Source organism: Levilactobacillus yonginensis, from assembly GCF_003946265.1.
Lineage (GTDB): Bacteria > Bacillota > Bacilli > Lactobacillales > Lactobacillaceae > Levilactobacillus > Levilactobacillus yonginensis.
Window position 1 is genome coordinate 53494 of the sequence record NZ_RHNO01000005.1, and the last position, 20993, is coordinate 74486.

The window sequence follows — 20993 nt, forward strand, 5'->3', positions numbered from 1 at the left end:
AACAACATTAGTGATAACGATGTTCAATAATCTTGGAAAGAACCGCTTCACGCTGTTGCGCCTTAGCCATATCGAATTGTGATTCCTCAAGACTATTGAAATCCTTAGCAAGTAGCGTTGCTTCCAAGTAAAGGGTCAGTTGCCGTTTGATGTACAACTTATTCTCTTCACCAGGCTTCTGTGCGTTGCCCCCCAATACGGCGGAAGCAAACTCAACGGGATCCAACGTAATCTTGTCATCCTGCTTTGCAGCCATCTATAAACACCTCATATCTTCCAATATAGTTTAACTAGACCGGTAAAACTGCGCTGACGTTTTAGTTAAATGTAAGCGCTTTACATTGTTATTCTAAGGACATCCGTAAAAAATTGCAACCTCTTTCAATGCTCACTGATACACTTAAAACAACGCGGTTACCTGTTGTGTTCACATTGCAACCGGTTGCTTTTTCGATGATAAAAATTTTAGTAAATGTGCGAGTAAACCCTTTTCACATCCATCCCCTCTTTTCAAGCTAACTTTCGCCATAACCGTTTTGAAAAGTCATTTCCAAAGAAACCAAAAAGGATACCGCACAAGATCGTGCGGTATCTTTTTGATTTTCACAGTTATCTACCCGTCACTTCGTTAACAAAGTGGCACCATTCACTGCTTAGTGATAACGGTGTTCAATAATCTTAGACAGGACTTCTTCACGCTTTTGGGACTTAGCCATATCAAAAGCTGATTCTTCCAGGTTGTTGAAATCTTGCGCTAACAGTTCGGATTCCAAGTAAAGCGTCAATTGACGTTTGATATATACTTTGTTTTCTTCATCTGAGCGTTGTTCGTTTCCACCTAACACGGCGGCAGCAAACTTAGCGGGGTCCAACGTTAACTTCTTACTGTTCTTAGCCATTGATCTCTACCTCTTATCCCTTGAATGTTTTTTAACAATCTAAATAACTTTCATCAAGCTAGTTGCTCTTGTAAGCAACTCACATAAACATTCTAAAGAGTTTTCACAGAAATTACAAGTCCCTATTGGGCCCCACTTTCAGTTCAATTTATATGGATTATAGGTTCTATAATATTCACTTTAACTCAGTAACTGTTGGCTGGTCAATTCAAAATGAATTACTTCACGAGATGAAGCCCGACGCTATCCAAATGGTATCGCTTTAATCATTTCAGCCGCTATGCCATTTAATTCGCAAAATGAACAGCTTCTAAACCAATTAAAAATGAGTCAGCACGCTAAAAATTTATCGTGCTGACTCATTCTTTTATTTCAAATTTTATTTAACTGAATCGACGTACGTCTTCAAAGCTTGTTCATAGGTTGCCAAACGAGCTTGGGCAGCGGCATCGGTCTTGTCACTGGTCCCAATGTAGAACTTGACCTTAGGTTCCGTCCCAGAAGGCCGGATGCAGATCCAAGTCCCATCGCTGAGCCAGTACTTTAAGACGTTAGACTGTGGCAGATCAATCTTACTGGTCGTGCCATCTGCAGCCGTCTTCAAACTGGTCGAGAAGTCTTCCACTTCGTCGATGCTGCTATCGCCAAAGGACTTTGGTGCGTTTTCTCTGAATTCGCTCATCAGATGAGCCATCTGGTCGGCACCATCGACACCAGGGAATTCTTCGAACGTCGTCTTTTCAGCAAAATAGCCGTAAGTAGCATAGAGTTCCTCGATACCATCGTACAGAGTCATCCCCCGTTGCTTGTAGTCGGCTGCCACTTCGGCCAATAGAACTGTTGACTGGATGGCATCCTTGTCACGGACGAATGGCTTGATCAAGTAACCGTAACTTTCCTCAAAACCAAATAGGAAGGTGTGATCATGATTGGTTTCGTATTGGTGGATTTGTTCCGCAATAAACTTGAACCCAGTCAGCACGTTCTTCATTTCAACACCGTAAGCGGCCGCAATCTTGGTGGCCAATTCGGTAGAAACGATGGACTTCACTACCCGACTGTCAGCAGGTAATTGTCCAGCTGCTTTGCGAGCCTTCAAAATGTAAGCCAACAAAATAGAAGCAATTTGGTTCCCCGTCAACAGTTGATAATCCCCACTGGGTTGACGAACAGCGGCACCTAACCGGTCAGCGTCGGGGTCAGTCGCAACTAACAGGTCAGCGCCTTCCTTTTTCCCTAAGGCAATCGCCATGTCAAAGGCCTGAGAAAACTCAGGGTTCGGGAATGGAACCGTTGGAAATTCAGGATCGGCAATCGCTTGTTCGGGAACCATGGTAAAATTTTCAAATCCAGCACCGCGCAATGCGCGTTCGCCAATGACCTTCCCGGTCCCATGCAGGGGTGTGTAGATCAATTTCATGGTCTTCCCCACACTGTGGACCAGGTCAGCGTTGATTGTGACACTCTCAACGTTCTTCAGGTAAGGTTGGTCAACATTTTCGCCGATGATCTGTAATGTCTGGTTGGCCCGTAATTCCTGTTCGTCAGCCACTTCAATGGCAAAGACGTCCTTAGCAGACCGAACAAAATCAGTGATCATGTCAGAAGCCTTGGGTGGCATTTGACCACCGTCTGGCCCATAGATCTTAAATCCGTTGTATTGCTTAGGGTTGTGACTAGCAGTAATCATGATTCCCATTGCCGTGTGCAGATGACGAACGGCAAATGACAATTCAGGCGTAGGCCGCATGTCATCGAAAACAAAGCTAGGAATGTGGTGCGCCCCTAAGACGTGAGCTGCCTCGTGGGCAAACTCAGTGGAATGGTACCGGGAATCAAAACTGATGGCGACCCCCTGTTGCTTCGTGGCATCATCCAGCGTGTCTAAGTACCGGGCCACCCCTTCGGTTGCTTGCCGAACGGTGTAAACGTTCATTTGGCCAATCCCTGGGCCCATCACACCACGCATCCCAGCGGTCCCAAAACTCATGGGTGCTGTAAAGGCGGCCTTTAACGCATCGTCATCGTCCGCAATAGCAGTCAATTCGTTTTTAATGTAAGGAATCATGGTTGGTTGTTGTTGCCAAACCTGATAATTTTCTTGCCAACTCATTCTAATCTCTCCCTATTTCCGTAAATATTGATAACTGATCGTGTGTTGTACTGGTTGGTTAGCTGGTAAGACCACGTCACCGAAGTCTGCGTGATGAATAGCGTCTGGCAACGTCTGGGCTTCCATGGCTAAGGCATTGTAGTCGTGCTTGGCCATGCGGTCAGCATCGGTTACGTTCGCCGTGAAGACCACCAGCGCATTACGGTCAGAGTAAACCTGCACTTCACGATGGCCTGTGGTATCCCCAATTTCAGCGATTGGTTGATCCTTGCTAGGCACAACCACAAAGGCATCATCGTATTCAACATGGCCGTCCTGATTCAGCTGAGTCAGCCCGTCCTTAACGGTCCGAGGTTGACTGAAGTCGTAACCAGTACCAGCAGTCTTAACCATTTCACCAGTTGGAATCTTTTCTTGGTTCAGAACTAAGCGCTTGTCGCCGCTCAACTTGACCCACTGATTGTCCAGGCTGTGTTGATCGTCGGTCACGTTAAAGTAAGTGTGGACCGTTGGATTGAACAACGTAGCAGCGTCACTCTCGGCGTCAAACGTGATGTCCAACCGATTTTCTTCAGTCAAGGTGAACGTCACCGTCGTCTTGATTGTCCCAGGATACTTGTCTTCCGCTTCAGTTGCCGTATGGGTCAGCACAACACTGGCCGTGTCTTCAGTTTGCTTAGTGGTGGCGTCCCAGTTCACAAAGGTAAATCCGTGAGGGCCCCCGTGACTGGCATTTGGCTTTTCGTTGGCATCCAAGTGAACCGTTTTGCCGTCCAGGTCAAACTGGGCACCAGCGATTCGGCCAGCAACCCGGCCAAGTGTCTGGCATAAGTAAAATGAGTTATGGTCGTAATCCTTCAGGTTAGGGCGGTTCATGATTAAGTTATGTTTCTCACCATCTTCAACCACACTAAATTCCTGCAGCGTCGCGCCCCAAGTCAGAACGGCTACTCGCGTGCCCTGTTGATTCGTCAATAAATACTTTGATACTGCTTGCTGGTTTAATGTCCCAGCTGAGCTCTTCGTAATTTCCATGTGAATCACACCTCCAAAAAAAGAATCCGGTTTCATTGTATAATACTCGGGCTCTAAAGGCCAATGTTTTAGTAAAATTTTTCTAGCAGTTTTACTCATTCTACCTACAATTGGAATTATGATTATATAAAGTTGGAATCAGAAAATATGTAAAAATAAACCGTTTTCACTGGACTTATCATTTGATAATTAGTTATACTCATACCGAATAGTTCAATTTTACACAATTAATAACGTTTTGAATAAGGAGGAATTTTTTATGCCATCTACAACTGCTGCCGCAGAGAAGCTCCTGTTACAAATGGTCGACGACTACACGGAACGGGAAATCAGTCCCCAGGATATGCCCATGGATAAGGCCGGCGACTTTCCCGCCGGTTTCATCCAAAAACTAACGGATACTGGTTTCTTAGGCATTATGCTACCGCAAGAATTTGGTGGCGCCGGCTTCGGACCTGAAGTCACCGCTAATGTGTTAAACCACATTGCCCGGGGTAACGCCAGCACGGCTGTGACCCTGGAAGGTCACTTCAAAACAATCGATCAGATTCTGAAATACGGGACACCCGCCTTGCAAAAAGCCCTGCTCCCTTCAGCCACTGACCGAATCTTTGCCTTTTCTATGACGGAAGCCAGTGGTGGTTCCAACCCAATGGGAATCGGGTCGACCGCTACCCGCGAGGGCGATCACTGGGTCATCACCGGTGATAAGATCATGATCACGAACGGTGGTCTGGCGCAAGTCTACTGTGTCCTGGTTAAGACGGCCCCTAAAGAACTCTCCGTATTCGTCGTTGATCAGGACATGCCCGGTTTTTCTTTTGGTAAACGGGAAGACTTCCTCGGTCTCAAAGGCACGCCAGTTGGCGAAATTGTGATGGACCATATCATTGTGGATGATGACCATTTGCTGGGTAAGGTTGGTGATGGTGGTCTTATCGGTGATTCTGCCCATGATGACGCCCGTATCCTGATGGGCGCCGTTTTGACAGGCATCATGGAACACGATTTAAAGATTGCGACCGACTACGCTAAGGAACGGAAGGCTGGCGACACGCCACTGACCGACCTGCAGGTCACCCATCGTAAGGTTGCTGACATTGCCATGCGTAAGGAAACAACGAAGCTGCTCTACCAAAAGGCTGCGCAATTGAAGGCGGCCGGCCAACCATATAGCGAAGAAGCCGCCATGGCCAAGGCCCACGGTTCCCGAGCTGCAGTCAGTGCCGGCGACGACACCCTACAGATTCTCGCTGGTTACGGCTATAGTCGGGAGTATCCCGTTGAACATCTGATTCGGGATGCCCGCGCAATGGAAATCGCTGAAGGAACCGTTGAAAAGATGCGGTCCGCCATCGCCAAAGCTGAATTTAACAAATAGGAGGTTCCCCCATGAAAATTGTGGTTTGCATTAAACAAGTTCCCGAAACCAACAACGTCAAGATCGACCCAGTGACGCATAATCTGGATCGTCGTGGCCTAGCTGGCGTGATGAATCCATTTGATAAGAATGCCGTTGAATTGGCTCTGAATCTAAAGGACACTACCGGCGCTGAAGTGGCCCTGTTAACTATGGGCCCCGATGACTACGCTGAATCCGTGCGTGAAGGTATGGCCATGGGCGCCGACTCTGGTTACCTCCTATCCGACCGCGCCTTTGCTGGTGCCGATACTCTGGCCACTGGTTACGTCATTGCCCAAGCCTTAAAGAAAATTGGTGACGCCGACCTGATTCTCTTTGGTCGTCAAGCAGTCGATGCCGATACCGGTCAGGTAGGCCCCATTGTGGCTGAGTTTCTCAACCAACCACAAATCACCTACGCGGCCAGCTTACGAATGAGTGGTCCCAACGAAGTCACTGCTGAACGTCTACTCGAAGACACTAAGCAAACATTAGTGGCCCAACTACCGGCCGTAGTCAGCGTCCGGAGTGAATTGAACACGCCCCGTTACCCAACGCCCCGCAACATTCAACTGAGCTTTGAAAAACCGCTGACCGTTTGGCACCATGATGACCTCGACTTGGACGATACTCGGCTGGGACAATCAGGTTCACCGACTGTCGTGACCAAGGTCTACGCGCCGAAACCTGTCAAACGTGAACTGACACCGCTCACTGGCACACCAAGCGAGGCTGCCAGCCAGCTGATCAAAGCCTTGAAAGAACGTCAATTAATCTAAGGAGGAATCTGCTATGTCAAAACCAGAATTATGGGTCATTGCGGAACGCCGCTTAGACCACATTGAACCCACTACCCAACAATTGATCACTAAAGCCCGTGACTTAGCCGGCGATAGCTTCAAGACGGTGGTCATCCTGTTGGAGGCGGCAACGGACCATTTGGAAGACGAATTAAAACCCTACGGTCCCGATGAAATACGGGTCGTTCGGGATGACCGCTTCCCAACAGCTACCGACGCTGAACACGCCGATGCCCTTCAACAACTAGTTGAAACCTATCACCCCAATGGTGTGCTCTTCGGTGCCACCATCACGGGTCGCTCCATCGCCCCTCGTTTACAGGCAAAGCTTCAAACCGGGTTAACTGCCGATGCGTTGGGCTTACGCTATGACGGTGAAACATTGATTGCCGTGAAGCCTTCCTATGGGGATAACATTATGTGTGAAATTACCATCCCCGAGCGCCGACCACAGATGGTTACGGTACGACCAAACACCTTCGTTGCTGAAGAAGCTGCTGGACCCGCCGAAATCACGACCACGACGGTCACCTTCCACCCCGTTGCTCGGTTACAAGTGACAGCGGCAACGCCAGTCGTTAACACGGCCACAACGGTCGGCGATGCCAGTCGCGTCGTCGCACTGGGCCGTGGTGCGGCCAGTGCCGCCATGGTCAACCACGCCACTCAATTAGCCGAAAAGCTAGGTGGACGGATTGGGGTCTCCCGGCCATTGACCGATCAAGACCGGTTCACTCATGACGATCAAATCGGCCAGAGTGGAAACACCATTCACCCCGAGCTGATCATCAACTTCGGAATCAGTGGTGCCGTCCAATTCTTGGTCGGGATGCAGGATGCTAAGACGATTGTGGCAGTCAATTCTGACCCCAACGCACCAATCTTCGATGTCGCTGATTACGGCTACGTGGGGGATGCTCAAGCATTCATGACCGCATTACTCGCCCAATTTAACTAATCTTTCCAATTTTAAAGGGATTACGCTAGCCAGTTGATGGCTTGCGTAATCCCTTTTCATCTGTAAAAACTTTCGAATTGTTTGCGCTCCGGCGGCCAGGGGTGGGCCTTGCTGTGGGGACGCTTCAGCCTGAGAACCTGGCTTCTCGCTCGATTTGAAGCCAGGTCCAGCCCACCTGTCTTCAAAGTCGCCCATGCCGTAAGCTAGCAACCCACTAGCTAACGCCATTTTCACAGCCGGTCCCACCCCTGGCCGCCTCCGACTTAGACTGATAAAAACAACAACCACCGTCATCAATTGGAACTGGTACAAGAGCAACGCTAGAATTCTTAAAATTCTTAAATCCACAACCTTGGTCAGAACATTTTCACGCCTAGCCTCATATTCATAGACCGATCAGCTTAAACAAACATCCCATAAAGCCTAGTTGGAACCGACTGATCTGCTACAAATACCACGAACAATGTAAACACCTCAACATTAAGTTCGTGCCGCCTGCCTAAGCCGGAGGTGGCCTGGAGTGGAGCTTGCTGTGAAAATGGCTTTGGCTAGCGTTTTACTAGCCTAGGCCATGGGCGACTTTGCAGACACGTGAATTTCGTGGCTTCAAATCGAGCGGGAAGCCCGCCCTTTGGCTGGAGCGTCCCCACAGCAAGCGTAACTCCAGGCCACCGTAGTGCGTAAATCGCTCTACAGTTTAAGCAACTCTTGGAGCAATTTGTGCGCGGAGGCATTGAGATTGGCCTGCGACTTGTCACTACCCAGATGCGTGAAAATTTCACCAACGTAGACGTCATCCGCAAATAACCGGTCGAAAACGGCATCAATAATTGGTTGTGTCGCCGCTTGCTCCTGTACGGGGCCAAACGGGTTGGCGAAGAACGTGGTACTCATCCCCACTTCATCGGTCGTTCCTAAAGCACAGCGTTTGCCGGCGACAAAGGTGGCTTTGGCCGTGGCCTGATCTTCAAAGCGGTGAATCCCAATTGCATCGTCATAATTGTTGGCGTAGACCCACATATCAATTTCATGGTGGGCAACGACCCGGGGCCAGGTGTTTGCTGGAATGATGACCCGCGCGTTCTTTTGTTCCGGATTCATATAGATTCCCCGGTCCATGTTGTTGAAGGCTACCTCACTGCTCAAGTCATCTAACCGGACAAAGGCCCCGGTTTCGGTGCCCTGCGCATATAAGTAGTCGTCCTCTAACGTAAAGCTGCCCATGTCATCAAAAATCGTTTCAATGTTGGCAATCTGATCATCAGCCACTGCCTGCAAGGCTTCAATGGATTCAGACTTCCCCGCACCGGAATCTCCAAAGAAGACCACCGTCTTCGTTTGGCCGTTAGCGAAAGTAATGCGAACCATCGATCCGTGAATTGGCAACTTCTTTTCAGCAATCATATGGAGGTTGTGCAAAGTCAGACACATCTTCTTCATGTAACCGAAGTAAGTCGTCTGGTCGTTGTAAGGAATCTGCCCTACGTAAATCCCATTCGCTTGGTCGTAGAAGTAGTGACCGTTTTCTGGGTGCTCATCGCTCGCCACTCCCGGTGTCCCAAACAACAAAATGAGGTCCGGTTGCTGCCCCGAAATTTCTTCAGTATCTGCCATCTGAAAAAGATTAGCCAGGGCAATGCCCGATGCCAAATAGTCTCTATGGAAGTAAATGTAGGCCAGACTCTCCCCAATCTTAGCTGGATAACACAGCCAGTCGCGTTCCGTTCCCTTGAAGTTTTCTAGGGGATTCGTCTTCGTTGCTGTGAAGAGTCCCTTACGCTTATTACTCTTGGTGTGGAGCATCATTGGTGGCTGTAACATCATCCGACTAATGAAGTGGATGTCCTTAAGGGCCTCGTAGCCAGTTGGCAATGGCCACGCAACTTCCCGTAATAACAACGTGCCGTTGGTTCCGGCGTTGACTTCACGGTAAACGTGGTTCGCATGGCCCTTTAATTTTTCCTCGATGGCCCGGTACAACCGTATCACTAGGTCGTTAAAATTCTGATCAATGGACATGAACTCACTGGCAACGACGTTATTCTCGTGGGCCGTCATCAGCGAGATCCGTAGGTACGTCCGATAATACGTGTATAAATCTTCAACGCTGGCCAAAATTTCAGCTGTCTTGAAGGGTTGGTACGCGGTCACCTGATCCGTCAAAATGGCCTTGACCACGTCCATATAAGTTTCCGGTGTGGCTAGGTTAAAGGTTGTGACGGGGTCGGCATCGACTGGGACCTTATCGCGCTGCTGGTTCAAGAATAAACGAACAAACGCAATCAACTCCTCACTATTTACGAGGTCAAAAACACTCGTAATAAAGTGGGCATTGTAGTTTAAAACGGCAACGTTGCGGTCTGGGTTCGCGTAGAACGAAGGCGAATCGATCATAGTTGTGTTTGGCATAGTGAGGCCCCTTTCTGATTAAGCTTATCCGCTATTTTAGCGTACTTACTCGTTCGATGGAAGCAACATTTTATTTTCTTTGCTGACTAAATAAATTGAAGAGTTCGGCTAAATAAGCGTGCTGCGGATTGTCCGCCTGATACATGGCGTAAATCACCCGGAGGTCTTCTGGCACCGCCACGGGAATCTTCACCAAATCAAACGCCTCAAGGTAAAGGGTATCAGCCACCAGCCCAACCGCCGTCGACGACGACGACTGGACCATCCCCGCAATTGAAATTTCATCAGGATAAACGGCCGTCAAATTCAATTGATCACCTAACCCGCGTCGCATCAACGTTCGCTGCACCTTCTGACCGATCAATAGATCTGGCGTATACGTGAGTACCTCATAAGGCAACAGGTCGGTCAATGTCAGTCGCCGTCGCTGGGCCAACGGATGGTTAGGCGCCACGACCACGATAAAGGGCTGTTTCAACAACGGATGATACAAGACACCCGGTTGCCGGCCGTCAACGGCAGCAATCCCTAGATCCAATGTTTTAGCCGCAAGTCCCCGCAACACGCGCTCCGTAGTTACACTGTGGAGTTCAAAGGTAATCTGGCGGGTATGGGCTTGCTCAAATTCATGCAAGATTTTCGGTAAATACGTGCCGATAACGGTGGGAATGCAGCCAACCCGAATTTTAATGGGCTGTTGCGAGTCCGCCGCTACCACGGCCGCCCCCCATCGTCGAGTGTGGCTAACGTAGTTTGCACCACCTGCAAAAGCGCCCGACCGGTAGCGGTCAACGTAATGTGCCGACCCTGGTGCGTGAAAAGTGTTAGGTTAAGTTCCGTTTCCAACCGATGAACAGCGTTGGTCAGACTCGGTTGGCTAACGCGCAGCTCATTCGCCGCCTGCGTGTAGCTCTCCAACCGCCCAACACACGCAAAATACCGTAGTTGATTTAGATTCATTGGCATCCCTCTGTTCTCTATTTCACAATCCATAGTCTCACGCTATAGGTGAAATAGCAATCAGTATTGGTAATTTCTCATCAAGCCTTCTAGCATTAAGGGTGATAGGCATACTTAATATTTTTTAAAAATACAAATATTGATTATAGGAGGTCATTTTATGGAAATCGATGGACATACACAGTTAGTTGGCCTGATTGCTCACCCTGCTGGCCATTCACAGTCACCTGCCATGCACAACGCTGCCTTCGCCAAGGCTAATATCAACGCCAGATTTTTGGCCTTTGACGTCGAACCTGACCGGCTGAAGGATGCCGTCAACGCGATTCGTGCGTTTAATATGTTAGGCGCCAGTATCTCCATGCCGTTTAAACAAGCCATCATTCCCTTACTGGATCACCTCGACCAGACAGCCCAATTAGTTGGCGCGGTCAATACCGTTGTGAATCAGGGTGGCGAGCTGACCGGCTACACGACCGATGGTGTAGGCTTCGTGGCCGCCCTCCAGGACAACGCTGTTAGCTTACGGGGCCAAACCATGACACTGGCTGGGGTTGGCGGGGCCGGTACCCCCATCGCAATTCAGTCCGCCCTCGCTGGCCTCAAGGCCCTGAACGTCTTTAACATCAACGACGCTTCGGCCAAAAACGCCAAACACATCGTCCGGGTCATCAACGACCAAACCGATTGCCGGGCGACTTTTTATCCCTTGGAAGACCGGGACCAATTTCATAAAGCCCTGCAGACTAGTGACGTGTACGCTGATGCCACGGGGCTGGGCATGGGCCAGCTTGTCGACCAATCCTTAGTCGATGATCCTAGCTGGTTCCACACCAACATGACGGTCTTCGATACCGTTTACGCCCCCAGCGTCACGAAACTCATGCGGATTGCGCAACAAGCTGGCGTCACCCACGTTTTGAACGGGCAAGGGATGCTACATAACCAAGGTGCCGCGGCGTTCAAACTCTGGACTGGTCAGGATATGCCCCAGAATTAGGGAAATAATCTATAGGAGGAATTCAACATGTCAGAATGGTTAGGATTAGCAGATAAAGTTTGTGTCGTTACTGGCGCCGTTGGTGGTATGGGCACCAAGATTTGTGACGCTTTGGCTGAACAAAAAGCCACGGTCGTTGCACTCGATATGGACCAGGAAAAAACGGCCGCCCTGGTGACTGACCTGATTAATACGTACCATATCGCCGGCCTAGCGGTCAATTGTGATGTTACGAAAGAAGCCAGCGTGCAACGCGCTGTGGATCAAGTAAAGGATACGTTTGGCCGCGTAGATGTCGTGATCAACACGGCGGGCATTCTGAAATTCGACCCGCTAGAGGATTTAGATTATGAAACGTGGAAACAAGTCCTCGACGTTAACCTTAATGGCTATTATCTGGTAACCCATGAATTTGGCAAGCTAATGATTGCACAAAAACACGGGACCTTCGTCCACATTTCAACGGTGGCCAGCGACATCCCCGAAACCTACAGTGGCGCTTATAGTACCAGCAAGGCCGGCGTGAATATGCTCTCCAAACAAGTAGCCGCTGAATGGGGCATGTTTGGCATCCGGAGTAACGTGCTGGAACCTTGCCTGGTCAAGACTCCCATGTCGGCAGCCTTCTACGCCGACCCAGCCGTTGAAAATGGCCGCAAGGAATTGACTGCCAGCAAACGAATCGGAACGACCGAAGACATCGCTAACGCCATTCTATTTCTGGCCAGCGACCGGTCCAGCTACATCAACGCAGCGGGTATCGCCATCGATGGTGGCTTCAGCGTCATGATGCAAAACCAGATTCCCAAGCCAGGTGGCCGCCGTGGCTTTGCTGAAACGCACTAGTAACCTGGCCTTCTTTGGCTACAATTGATCATGGGCATTCTTAAATTGGTCGCACTCCGGCGGTCAGGGATTCCGCCCGCTGTGGGGACGCTTCAGACTGGAAAACCACCCGTCTTCTCGCTCGATTTGAAGCCACGAAGAACCCGTGTCTCCAAAGTCGCCCGTGCTGTAAACTGGCTGAGAAAACGCCAGCTAACACCACTTTCACAGCGGACTACATCCCTGACCACCTCCGGCTCTGATTGCATTAGCAAGATTGCTGCTGAGGAGCATCTGCACGCCACTCCTGAAAGGTAAATTGAAGCAACTTTTAGCCAAAATGGAAGGTTTCCTAATTTTCCCCACTATCATTGTCACAACAAGTCCAACTGGCATACAATGCTTTCAACGTTCGGCTTACAACTGAAGGCTGAAAGCACTGAAACACCCACTATTCCTGATACAACAAGGATTGGGTATTGATGTTTAGTCAGACATTTAAGCTGGCTTAGTTTCCATGAACCCGTTTAACCGGAGGGGGTCAGAGGTGGAGCCAGCTGTGTCGACGGTGTTAGCCGATTCTCGGCTTACAGCGTGGGACGTGTTTGGAGACTGGTGATTTTTTCCAGGCTTCAAACCGAGCCGAAGGACCGATCTTCAGGCCGTAGGCGTTCCCCACAGCAGGCGGAATCTCTGACAGCCGCAGGTCCAATTTCACGTCTATAATGCCTTATTATTCTTGGTTTGATAATGATTTTGGAACTTTCACCCTTTATAAGTATAAAAAATGACTGTTGCAACCGCACAACAGCCATTTTTATTTTCAGTATCATATAACACCATCGACAACCGTCAAGCAATCCACCTAACAAGCAAGCAGTGGCGTCGACTATCTGAGCCGCTAGTGGTCAGGTACGTAGCCCGTGAAGGTCCTGTTAGCCCGAGTGGTTTTCTGGGGCTTACAGGACTAGGACGACCTTTAAGACTCACGGTTCTTGAGGCTTAAAGGCGAGTCTAAAGACCGCTTCACAGGCTTTAGACGGTCCCACAGGCGGAGCTGCCTGACCACTAGCGGCGGACAGTATCACGCCTGTTTCCGACCGTCACGAAGCATGGCAGCGAAAATCCAGCCAACAACCGCAACCCCTAGAAATGTCCAGAAAACCGCATGGTACCCGGCTAGGCTAGCGGTAACCGCTGAAGTCACCTTCAACTGTCCTGCCGTCACGGTGGCTAAAATCAGGGTTGCCACGGCAACCCCCGTCGATCCCAAAATTTGGCGAACCGTGGTAATTACCGCGGTCCCATGAGAAATCAACTGGTCCGGTAAGGAATTAGCCCCCAAAGTCACGGCCGGCATCATCACAAACGCGTTACCCCCTTCAATCAGGGCAGCGATTAAAATCATCGCAATCAGTGACTGCTTGCCACCAACCACGGCCAACCATAACCAGCCCAGGACAATCATCGACATCCCAGTCAGCATGGTGGCTTTAAATCCAATACGGTCAGCCAATTTCCCTGTCAACGGGTTCAACAAGCTTAGGACCACGGCCCCAGGAACTAAGGCCATCCCCGAAGCAAATGGCGAAATCCCCAGGACTTCTTGATAGTATAGCGGAAAGACAATCGTAACCACGATTAAAGCAATGTAGGAAGTTCCCGTCAATAAGACGGCCAAGTCAAAGTTGGCTGTCTTCAGCACACGCAGATCCAGCAAGGGCGTGGCCACGTGAAATTGGCGAAAGACGAAGTAAGCTACCGCTAGCAGACTGACTACCAGTAGGCCGCCCATCACACCCCAATTGACTGCCGCCTTACCGATTTGGTTAACGACGTACAGAATCCCAATAAAACCAACGCTACTGATAACGGACCAGTAGTCCAGGTGGGCCTTGTGCTGGGGCATGACGTCCTTAATAGTTTTGATGGCAATTAAGAACACAATCGTGATAATCATCATGAAGACAACGAAGAGTCCCTGCCAACTGGTATATTTCAAAACAATTCCCGAAATAATTGGACCAACTGCTAATGCCGAACCCATGATCAGTCCAGCAAATCCCATGACGCTCCCTCGCTGCGCTTCTGGGGTGATTCGCAGCATCACTGTCTGATAGGACGGAAACATGATGCCGACCGCCATGGCTTCCATGACCCGCCCCAGCATCATTAATGGAAAACTGGTGGCTAAGTAGATAATAAACGTCCCAACATCAAACAACGCTAGTACGGTCACAAAGAGCACCGGAAATCGGATATTATTTAACAACCACGGACTGACTGGCATCATCACGACCATCACCAACATAAATCCCGTCGTCAGCCACTGAACGGTTGACGCTGGCACGTTGAAGTACCGCATCAACGTTGGGTACGCCGTCGACAGCGACGACTGGCTGATCGACATGGTAAAGGTCCCCGCCAACAACGTCCAAATAAAGGCCAGATGACTATATGGCCGCCCCTGTAAATCAATTGCCTCTGAATCCAAGACACTCACTCCCTCACGCTACTTTAGAAACATTATCAACTGGTTTCTATCGTAGTCCTTTTGACGGGGACTGTAAACCGATTGGTCCCTGTTCAATCAAGTTACTTATGGCGCAAACTTTGGTACAATGAAATTATTATGTGGCTGGGTCTTTAAGACCAGTTATTGCGGACTACGCAAAGAATTGAGGGCGGACCATGGACTTAGTGACTTATTTAAAAGATGAAATTGACTTTCTCACGGAACAAATGAAGCGCGCCGAAGACGAAAAGGATAATTCCATGCACTTCTTATGCGATGCACGGATCACCGAGGCCAAGCGAATCTTGACTCAGGTCAACGACGGTAAGATCAATCAGCTTAAAGCGGACTAATCAGCGACCGAACGAGACTTTTCTCGTTCGGTCGTTCCTGCCGTATCGAACTTATTCGGCTGAGTCGCCTAAATGACTGATTAGGTGTACATTAGAAGTGAACATATTTTTTAGGAGGTAACACGTTGATAACCATTAAATCTGATCGTGAAATTAAGAAAATGGCCGAATCTGGTGCCGTTTTAGCTGGTGTCCACAAGGGCTTACGGGACATCATCAAGCCAGGTATCTCTACCTGGGAAATCGAACGTTTTGCCAACAAATACATCGCTGAACACGGTGCCACCCCTTCAGAAAAAGGGTTTGAAGGCTACAAGTACGCTACCTGTGTCAGTGTTAACGACGAAGTGGCCCACGCCATTCCCCGCAAGGAACTCTTGCTCAAGGAAGGCGACATTGTGGCCGTTGACATGACCGTCAACTTAGATGGCTTTGAAAGTGACTCTTGCTGGACTTACGCCGTTGGTAAAATCAGTGACGAAGCGCAACATCTGATGGATGTTACGAAGAAGTCCCTTTACCTGGGGATTGACCAAGCCGTTGTCGGTAACCGTATCGGTGACATTGGTCACGCAATTCAGGCTTACACGGAAGGCCAAGAACACATGGGCGATGTCCGTGAACTGATTGGCCATGGGATTCAACCAACCATGCATGAACAACCAAACGTTCCTAACTATGGTGAAGCAGGCCGTGGGTTACGTTTGCGGGCTGGCATGACGATTACCATCGAACCCATGATCAACTTAGGCACTTGGGAAATTATTTCTAAAGAAGTTCCTGACAAGTCTTGGGAGTACTACGCAACGGCCGATGGCTCATTGTCCGCTCAGTACGAACACACGTTGGTGATCACCGACGATGGTCCTAAGATCCTGACGTCACAAGACCCAGATATTGACGCTAAATACTTGCTATAATTCAGACTAAAGGAGGTCATCTACATGCCCCTGACCAATCAAACACCTGAAGACCAAGTGCAAGCCACTTTTGATGGTATCGCCCCCCAGTATGATCAGATGAACAATCTAATCAGTCTGGGGACTCACCGCCTCTGGCGGCAACGCGTGATGGACGCAACCACCATTCATTCGGGTGACTTCGCCCTCGACCTCTGCTGTGGCACCGGCGACTGGACGTTGGCGCTGGCAAATGCTGTTGGTCCGGCGGGACGCGTAGTTGGCCTCGACTTTAGTGGCGTCATGTTACGTGAGGCGCGTCCCAAGGTTAAAGCAGCTGGTTTAACGGACCGCATTACGCTACGTCAGGGGGATGCCATGCACCTCCCCTATCCAGATAACAGTTTTAATCTTGTCACGATTGGCTTCGGCCTTCGTAACGTCCCGGATGCAAACCAAGTTTTACGTGAAATGACGCGGGTAGTTAAGCCGGGGGGACAGGTCGTTTGTCTGGAGACTTCACAACCAACCAATCCAGTGATTCACACAGGCTGGCAAGTTTACTTCGGTCACATCGTGCCCTTGATGGGTAAGCTGGCGCACCATTACCAAGCCTACAATTACCTGCAACAGTCGACACATCAATTCGTGAGTGTGACTGAGCTGGCTACAATGTTTCGGGATGCTGGCCTCCGTCAGGTTCATTATCAGCAATTCAACTTGGGTGCGGCCGCGGTACACTTTGGCCGTAAGCCTTACTAAATCTAAGCTAAACCAAAAAAGGTATCGAGACGATTGTCTCGGTACCTTTTTGCTGTCCAGAACAGCTTTCTTTAATCATTAAATGGGAATTCTTCAATCATCTGTAATAGCTTCGTATTGCTGTTCAAGCGGGCAAACGCCGAAGCATCTTGGAGGTCCTGCTTAATTTGGTGGGGATCTCCTTGCAACCGCTGCTGGTTCAAGGCGCGCTGATACAAGATACGCGCTAAATAGTAGGTCACGTGGAAGCGCGCACAGACCTCAACCCCATAGGTCAACAGGTCATTACTATTCTTCAATTCACCATTGCGACCATAAAATTGACCCGTGTAAAAAATAACGTTCAGGGCGCGCCAAATACTGTGACGATTCTTAAAGCTCAGATTTCGGATCTCACCGGCAACCTTATTGAAGTAGAAACCAGCCCGTTCATCATCATCTTCATTACTATAAGCAATCCCCATCCCAGTGTAAGCCAGCATGGAATACATAGAGTGATGACCTTCATCGAATCGGTTTAAAATTTGTGAAAAGTCGTAGAGCGAGTCGGCAATGGGACCACCGGTCAGCGCCGTGATATACCCCCGAATGAAGTAAAACCGCATTTGAAAGGTCAACGTACCAGTCTCTGGATTGCCTAACTTTTTCAGGCTAGCTGCGGCCTCTTTGTATTCACCGATCAGCAATTGAAATTCAGCCTGCTCCAACGCCTGCGAACGAACAGAGTCTTCATCATGGTTTAACGGAAAAAGATCATTTAACGTTAATTCTAGACGATCGCACAGTTGCAGAAGAATTTTTAAAGAAGGAACTTTGCCGTTACGTTCAAATTTACTGAGAGTTGCTTGTGTACAAATACCGTTAGCCAACTGGTCTTGCGACAAATGCAGTCGCTTCCGTGTTTCAATAAAAATATCTATATTCATAAACTTATGCCATCCCTTAAAACGTTATGGGGCTATTATACCAAAATCCCCCCATCAACGCCTAGTTCTGCCAACCGTGATTATCCCGGTCCCAATCGCGTTTACGACTGCCGGAAACAAAGGGGTTTCCCGCGACCGTAAACCGTAATGGTCGATCCTGCCAGCTACCTGCACTGACCCCGACCCGCGATGTGGCCGCAACTTCCTTTGGTTGACGCGTCTTTTCTGCTGTAATCGTTAAATTATGTGTGCCGAGTAGCGTTCGGTTCAGGTCCTTGGATTGTAACCCGATAGCCGCTGTCAGCTTGCCAGGACCGTTACTAATATCTGGAACTGGCTTGTCACGGTGCTGCTGCATGAGGTCTAACCCTTCGTGGGGTTCAATTCCCCGAATCAAGATTCCTTGCGGTGTCCCCGCCGCCTGAGTAGCCACGTCCAACATGTAGTAGCCGCGTAAAATGTAAATGTAGATGGTGCCTGGTGCATCATACAAAGCAGCGTTAGCGGCCGTATGCCGCCCATTAAAGGCATGCGCTGCGGTATCCTGTTCACCCAAATAGGCTTCCGCTTCAATGATCCACCCGCTCATTCTGCCGGCCGGCGTACCGTAGATCAACTCGTGACCCAGCAGGTCTTGCGTAATCTCTGGGGTAGAGCGGCCCGCGTAGAACTCTGCCAACTCATTTGTCATGGTTTTAGTCGCTTCCTTTGTTTATTAACATACGTCAAGATTGTCCGCCTACGGCCGCCAGGGAGGGGCCGCTGTGGGGTCGCTGTGGGGTCGCCTTCAGCCCAAATACCGGGCTTTCGGCTCGACTTGAAGTCCCGCCAAAACCGCGGGTCTCCAAGCTCGACCCATGCTGTAAGACCGGGAAAAACCAACCGCCCGGCCTAACACCATCAACACAGCCGCCCCTCCCTGACGACCTCCGGCTAAATTTCTGAACTAAATCCAACCTCTGCGTCTCCGAATTACTGCTCACCATCAATATGACACACCCAACTAATTCCTAGTAACGACCACAACCTAAGTCGGAGGCAGCCCGGGACGAAACTAGTCGTGACAGTGGTGTTGACTGGCGTTTCTTCAGCCAGTTTACACCACGGACGAGCTTGAAGACACGTGAGTTTCGTGGCTTCAAGTCGAGGAGCAAGACCGATTTTTGGCTTGCTCCGGTCCCCACGACTGGTTTCGTCCCGGGCTGCCGGAGCACAGCAATTTTAATCATCAACTAAGATTTAATTCTCAAAACAGAGATGGTAAACTGGGACACATGGAGATGGTATGAAAATGGCTATTAAATGTGAACGTATCTATACAAAACCAGCCGATTTAGACGGCTACCGCGTCCTGGTCGATAGACTCTGGCCGCGTGGTATTTCTAAGGTCAACGCCCAACTGGCCTCCTGGGAAAAGGAGATGGGGCCCACGACCGAACTGCGTAAGTGGTTCAACCACGAACCGACTAAGTTCCCAGAGTTCAAACAAAAATATCTTACTGAGCTCGCCGCTAATGACGCCCTGCCCGACTTCTTAACATTAGTTGCTGACCAATTAGCCACCCAGGACGTCATCTTCTTATACGGTGCCAAGGATGAGGAACACAACCAAGCCATCATTTTGAAGGACTTTGTGCTCACCCGACTGGCTGGCCAAGTGCCCGCAGCACGGTTGCAAGACTAAGGTGTGTCGTATCTGCCAGCATGGCATCTGCTCCTGGTAACTTCCGTTGATTAACGCCTACCGTGTAACATCCCGCAGCTTTAGCCGATTGCATTCCGGTGACTGTGTCTTCAAATGCCACGCAGTTTTCCGGTGGCAATCCCACCAGCTTCGCTGCAGCTAAATATACGTCAGGTGCGGGTTTGCTGTGTTGAAGCTGCACTGCTGCGACAATTTTGGAAAAGAATCCAGTCAACCCCAACCGATCAATTTCAGCCGGTGCGTTGGTCGACGCTGAGGCCAGAGCCATTGGATAGCCTGCCGCCACCAACTCATCCAAAAAACTGGTTACGCCAGGTAACCGATTGGCTGGTGTCATTTTGGTAATCATCTGTTGATACAACTCATTCTCATGGGTGGCAATGGCTTGGAACTGTGGCGCCGTGAACTCGGACTGACGCCCATCAGAACTTAAAATGGTCTTCAATGAATCACGCCGACTCATACCCGGTAGTACCTCAGCAAGCTGTGGTGTCCACGGAACTTCGAGTTCTCGCGCGATTTGCCGCCATGAGGCTAAGTGGTACTGCCATGAATCGGCGATTACGCCGTGTAAATCAAACAAGAATCCCTGAACTGCTGGTTTCTGCATCAGAACTCCCCCTTTGAAAGCGTTTCGAGTATGCCTATTATACACCAAAATATGTGTGGATTAATAACTGATAGGCATATTTTGACTGAATAGGCTAACTTAACCGCCAAACTGACTAAGTCGATTCATCATGATTACACTGCAACTAATTAAAGCACATTGGACCTTCCTCGTGGAAAGTTCAATGTGCTTTTTGCTAAAATACCTTATCAAAAACTAACCTTAAAGTCCGCCCGATTGGCAACGCTAACGATCGCCCTGACCGCTATAGCCGACTACCAAGCCCCTAACGAATCACAATAACTGAGACATCAGACTTTTTCGTCAACCGCAGACCAATTGCCCCCGGATGACCATGGCTAGCAAAATCTACGTCGGCCCCACAAACAATCAAGTCAGGTTGAAAATCTGGCACAATCTTTTGCAGAATCACGTCGTCCACGTCGCCACCTTCAGCCACAATGGGCCGAACTTGTTCAACGCCAAATGCAGTTGCCTTGTCGGCATACTCTTTAACGATCCGACGGAGATGATTCCGTCGTTCGTTCAATTTAGCTGGCATCAAGGACTCATAAATACTAATGTCATCATTTTCCAAAACAGATGCAATACCTAAATGCGCTTGATAGTCGCGCGCCATAGTCATTGCGAACCGAAAAGCCCGGCTGGTCGATGGACGGTCGTCCTCATCGATCGTAATTAAAATACGCCGGAAAAACAGCGGATTGTTACTTTCATCTGCCATAAAGTTATTTTCCCTCCAATGGATGATTCGGCTTCATTGTATCATACCTCTACTCTCAAGAGTAGCGCGCTAATTAC

The 20993-nt window shown here is 49.4% G+C and carries 22 protein-coding genes; 9 read left to right on the forward strand and 13 right to left on the reverse strand.

Features of this window, described 5'->3' with window-relative positions; translation table 11 throughout:
• Nucleotides 1–7: 7 nt before the first annotated feature.
• From EKM87_RS04055 to EKM87_RS04070, 4 genes are all read right to left on the reverse strand, one after another.
• Entirely contained in the window at nucleotides 8–256 is a 249-nt protein-coding gene (locus EKM87_RS04055; protein ID WP_125682112.1) for a hypothetical protein, read from the reverse strand.
• A gap of 397 nt (nucleotides 257–653) precedes the next feature.
• Complete coding sequence (locus EKM87_RS04060; RefSeq protein ID WP_125682115.1) at nucleotides 654–899, reverse strand: hypothetical protein; 246 nt, start codon at nucleotides 897–899, stop codon at nucleotides 654–656.
• Nucleotides 900–1278: 379 nt separating this feature from the next.
• Entirely contained in the window at nucleotides 1279–3012 is a 1734-nt protein-coding gene (locus tag EKM87_RS04065; RefSeq protein ID WP_125682117.1) for a phospho-sugar mutase, read from the reverse strand.
• A gap of 12 nt (nucleotides 3013–3024) precedes the next feature.
• Complete coding sequence (locus EKM87_RS04070) at nucleotides 3025–4047, reverse strand: aldose epimerase family protein (protein ID WP_125682119.1); 1023 nt, start codon at nucleotides 4045–4047, stop codon at nucleotides 3025–3027.
• Nucleotides 4048–4306: 259 nt separating this feature from the next.
• On the opposite strand from EKM87_RS04070, the gene EKM87_RS04075 reads away from it, so the two are divergent.
• Genes EKM87_RS04075 through EKM87_RS04085 form a run of 3 tightly spaced genes read left to right on the forward strand, consistent with a single transcriptional unit; the run spans nucleotide 4307 to nucleotide 7207 of the window.
• Nucleotides 4307–5428 (forward strand): acyl-CoA dehydrogenase family protein, encoded by a 1122-nt coding sequence (locus EKM87_RS04075; protein ID WP_125682121.1) that lies wholly within the window; start codon nucleotides 4307–4309, stop codon nucleotides 5426–5428.
• 11 nt (nucleotides 5429–5439) lie between these two features.
• A complete protein-coding gene (locus EKM87_RS04080) occupies nucleotides 5440–6228 on the forward strand; it encodes an electron transfer flavoprotein subunit beta/FixA family protein (protein ID WP_125682123.1) in 789 nt (262 codons plus the stop codon).
• Between the two features lie 13 nt (nucleotides 6229–6241).
• Nucleotides 6242–7207 (forward strand): electron transfer flavoprotein subunit alpha/FixB family protein, encoded by a 966-nt coding sequence (locus EKM87_RS04085; RefSeq protein ID WP_125682125.1) that lies wholly within the window; start codon nucleotides 6242–6244, stop codon nucleotides 7205–7207.
• A gap of 690 nt (nucleotides 7208–7897) precedes the next feature.
• Here EKM87_RS04085 and EKM87_RS04090 read toward each other — a convergent pair.
• The 3 genes from EKM87_RS04090 to EKM87_RS04100 form a co-directional block, all read right to left on the reverse strand.
• On the reverse strand, nucleotides 7898–9616 hold the full coding sequence (locus EKM87_RS04090) for a phosphoenolpyruvate carboxykinase (ATP) (protein WP_125682127.1): 1719 nt from the start codon (nucleotides 9614–9616) through the stop codon (nucleotides 7898–7900).
• Between the two features lie 70 nt (nucleotides 9617–9686).
• Nucleotides 9687–10334 (reverse strand): LysR family transcriptional regulator substrate-binding protein, encoded by a 648-nt coding sequence (locus EKM87_RS04095; RefSeq protein ID WP_125682129.1) that lies wholly within the window; start codon nucleotides 10332–10334, stop codon nucleotides 9687–9689.
• Nucleotides 10328–10576: a LysR family transcriptional regulator gene (locus EKM87_RS04100; RefSeq protein ID WP_164506426.1), complete on the reverse strand. Its 249-nt coding sequence runs from the start codon at nucleotides 10574–10576 to the stop codon at nucleotides 10328–10330. The genes EKM87_RS04095 and EKM87_RS04100 overlap by 7 nt, the downstream gene beginning before the upstream one ends.
• Before the next feature lie 160 nt (nucleotides 10577–10736).
• Between EKM87_RS04100 and EKM87_RS04105 the strand changes: the two genes are divergently transcribed.
• Both EKM87_RS04105 and EKM87_RS04110 read left to right on the forward strand, forming a co-directional pair.
• Nucleotides 10737–11576: a quinate/shikimate dehydrogenase gene (locus EKM87_RS04105; RefSeq protein ID WP_125682133.1), complete on the forward strand. Its 840-nt coding sequence runs from the start codon at nucleotides 10737–10739 to the stop codon at nucleotides 11574–11576.
• Between the two features lie 27 nt (nucleotides 11577–11603).
• Complete coding sequence (locus EKM87_RS04110) at nucleotides 11604–12422, forward strand: SDR family NAD(P)-dependent oxidoreductase (RefSeq protein ID WP_125682135.1); 819 nt, start codon at nucleotides 11604–11606, stop codon at nucleotides 12420–12422.
• 1063 nt (nucleotides 12423–13485) lie between these two features.
• Here the strand turns inward: EKM87_RS04110 and EKM87_RS04115 are convergent.
• Nucleotides 13486–14895: an MFS transporter gene (locus EKM87_RS04115; protein ID WP_125682137.1), complete on the reverse strand. Its 1410-nt coding sequence runs from the start codon at nucleotides 14893–14895 to the stop codon at nucleotides 13486–13488.
• Nucleotides 14896–15092: 197 nt separating this feature from the next.
• On the opposite strand from EKM87_RS04115, the gene EKM87_RS12370 reads away from it, so the two are divergent.
• The 3 genes from EKM87_RS12370 to EKM87_RS04125 all read left to right on the forward strand — a co-directional run bounded on the left by EKM87_RS12370 (nucleotide 15093) and on the right by EKM87_RS04125 (nucleotide 16930).
• Nucleotides 15093–15269 (forward strand): hypothetical protein, encoded by a 177-nt coding sequence (locus EKM87_RS12370; protein WP_164506427.1) that lies wholly within the window; start codon nucleotides 15093–15095, stop codon nucleotides 15267–15269.
• A 125-nt stretch (nucleotides 15270–15394) separates the two neighbouring features.
• Nucleotides 15395–16189, forward strand: a complete 795-nt coding sequence (gene map / locus EKM87_RS04120; protein WP_125682139.1) for a type I methionyl aminopeptidase — start codon at nucleotides 15395–15397, stop codon at nucleotides 16187–16189.
• Nucleotides 16190–16213: 24 nt separating this feature from the next.
• The gene (locus EKM87_RS04125) at nucleotides 16214–16930 is read left to right on the forward strand and encodes a demethylmenaquinone methyltransferase (RefSeq protein ID WP_125682141.1); all 717 of its coding nucleotides are present in this window, start codon (nucleotides 16214–16216) and stop codon (nucleotides 16928–16930) included.
• A gap of 71 nt (nucleotides 16931–17001) precedes the next feature.
• On the opposite strand, the gene EKM87_RS04130 is transcribed toward EKM87_RS04125, so the two are convergent.
• The 3 genes from EKM87_RS04130 to EKM87_RS04140 all read right to left on the reverse strand — a co-directional run bounded on the left by EKM87_RS04130 (nucleotide 17002) and on the right by EKM87_RS04140 (nucleotide 19085).
• Nucleotides 17002–17856, reverse strand: a complete 855-nt coding sequence (locus tag EKM87_RS04130; protein ID WP_125682143.1) for a helix-turn-helix domain-containing protein — start codon at nucleotides 17854–17856, stop codon at nucleotides 17002–17004.
• Between the two features lie 61 nt (nucleotides 17857–17917).
• Nucleotides 17918–18547 (reverse strand): DNA-3-methyladenine glycosylase, encoded by a 630-nt coding sequence (locus EKM87_RS04135; protein WP_125682145.1) that lies wholly within the window; start codon nucleotides 18545–18547, stop codon nucleotides 17918–17920.
• Nucleotides 18548–18866: 319 nt separating this feature from the next.
• On the reverse strand, nucleotides 18867–19085 hold the full coding sequence (locus EKM87_RS04140) for a hypothetical protein (RefSeq protein ID WP_125682147.1): 219 nt from the start codon (nucleotides 19083–19085) through the stop codon (nucleotides 18867–18869).
• Nucleotides 19086–19147: 62 nt separating this feature from the next.
• Between EKM87_RS04140 and EKM87_RS04145 the strand changes: the two genes are divergently transcribed.
• Nucleotides 19148–19540 (forward strand): DUF488 domain-containing protein, encoded by a 393-nt coding sequence (locus EKM87_RS04145; RefSeq protein WP_125682150.1) that lies wholly within the window; start codon nucleotides 19148–19150, stop codon nucleotides 19538–19540.
• Here the strand turns inward: EKM87_RS04145 and pgmB are convergent.
• A complete protein-coding gene (gene pgmB / locus EKM87_RS04150) occupies nucleotides 19494–20171 on the reverse strand; it encodes a beta-phosphoglucomutase (RefSeq protein WP_125682152.1) in 678 nt (225 codons plus the stop codon). The genes EKM87_RS04145 and pgmB overlap by 47 nt on opposite strands.
• A gap of 286 nt (nucleotides 20172–20457) precedes the next feature.
• Nucleotides 20458–20916 (reverse strand): universal stress protein, encoded by a 459-nt coding sequence (locus EKM87_RS04155; protein WP_125682154.1) that lies wholly within the window; start codon nucleotides 20914–20916, stop codon nucleotides 20458–20460.
• Nucleotides 20917–20993 lie beyond the last annotated feature (77 nt).

Bases quoted from the DNA above. Each gene is read 5' to 3' on its own strand.
- EKM87_RS04145 (WP_125682150.1), top strand. From the start codon at position 19,148: ATGGCTATTAAATGTGAACGTATCTATACAAAACCAGCCGATTTAGAC.
- EKM87_RS04085 (WP_125682125.1), top strand. From the start codon at position 6,242: ATGTCAAAACCAGAATTATGGGTCATTGCGGAACGCCGCTTAGACCAC.
- EKM87_RS04090 (WP_125682127.1), bottom strand. From the start codon at position 9,616: ATGCCAAACACAACTATGATCGATTCGCCTTCGTTCTACGCGAACCCA.
- EKM87_RS04100 (WP_164506426.1), bottom strand. From the start codon at position 10,576: ATGAATCTAAATCAACTACGGTATTTTGCGTGTGTTGGGCGGTTGGAG.
- EKM87_RS04155 (WP_125682154.1), bottom strand. From the start codon at position 20,916: ATGGCAGATGAAAGTAACAATCCGCTGTTTTTCCGGCGTATTTTAATT.
- EKM87_RS04105 (WP_125682133.1), top strand. From the start codon at position 10,737: ATGGAAATCGATGGACATACACAGTTAGTTGGCCTGATTGCTCACCCT.
- EKM87_RS04135 (WP_125682145.1), bottom strand. From the start codon at position 18,547: ATGACAAATGAGTTGGCAGAGTTCTACGCGGGCCGCTCTACCCCAGAG.
- EKM87_RS04130 (WP_125682143.1), bottom strand. From the start codon at position 17,856: ATGAATATAGATATTTTTATTGAAACACGGAAGCGACTGCATTTGTCG.
- pgmB (WP_125682152.1), bottom strand. From the start codon at position 20,171: ATGCAGAAACCAGCAGTTCAGGGATTCTTGTTTGATTTACACGGCGTA.
- EKM87_RS04140 (WP_125682147.1), bottom strand. From the start codon at position 19,085: ATGATTAAAATTGCTGTGCTCCGGCAGCCCGGGACGAAACCAGTCGTG.
- EKM87_RS04125 (WP_125682141.1), top strand. From the start codon at position 16,214: ATGCCCCTGACCAATCAAACACCTGAAGACCAAGTGCAAGCCACTTTT.
- EKM87_RS04080 (WP_125682123.1), top strand. From the start codon at position 5,440: ATGAAAATTGTGGTTTGCATTAAACAAGTTCCCGAAACCAACAACGTC.
- EKM87_RS04075 (WP_125682121.1), top strand. From the start codon at position 4,307: ATGCCATCTACAACTGCTGCCGCAGAGAAGCTCCTGTTACAAATGGTC.
- EKM87_RS12370 (WP_164506427.1), top strand. From the start codon at position 15,093: ATGGACTTAGTGACTTATTTAAAAGATGAAATTGACTTTCTCACGGAA.
- EKM87_RS04055 (WP_125682112.1), bottom strand. From the start codon at position 256: ATGGCTGCAAAGCAGGATGACAAGATTACGTTGGATCCCGTTGAGTTT.
- EKM87_RS04110 (WP_125682135.1), top strand. From the start codon at position 11,604: ATGTCAGAATGGTTAGGATTAGCAGATAAAGTTTGTGTCGTTACTGGC.
- EKM87_RS04070 (WP_125682119.1), bottom strand. From the start codon at position 4,047: ATGGAAATTACGAAGAGCTCAGCTGGGACATTAAACCAGCAAGCAGTA.
- EKM87_RS04060 (WP_125682115.1), bottom strand. From the start codon at position 899: ATGGCTAAGAACAGTAAGAAGTTAACGTTGGACCCCGCTAAGTTTGCT.
- EKM87_RS04065 (WP_125682117.1), bottom strand. From the start codon at position 3,012: ATGAGTTGGCAAGAAAATTATCAGGTTTGGCAACAACAACCAACCATG.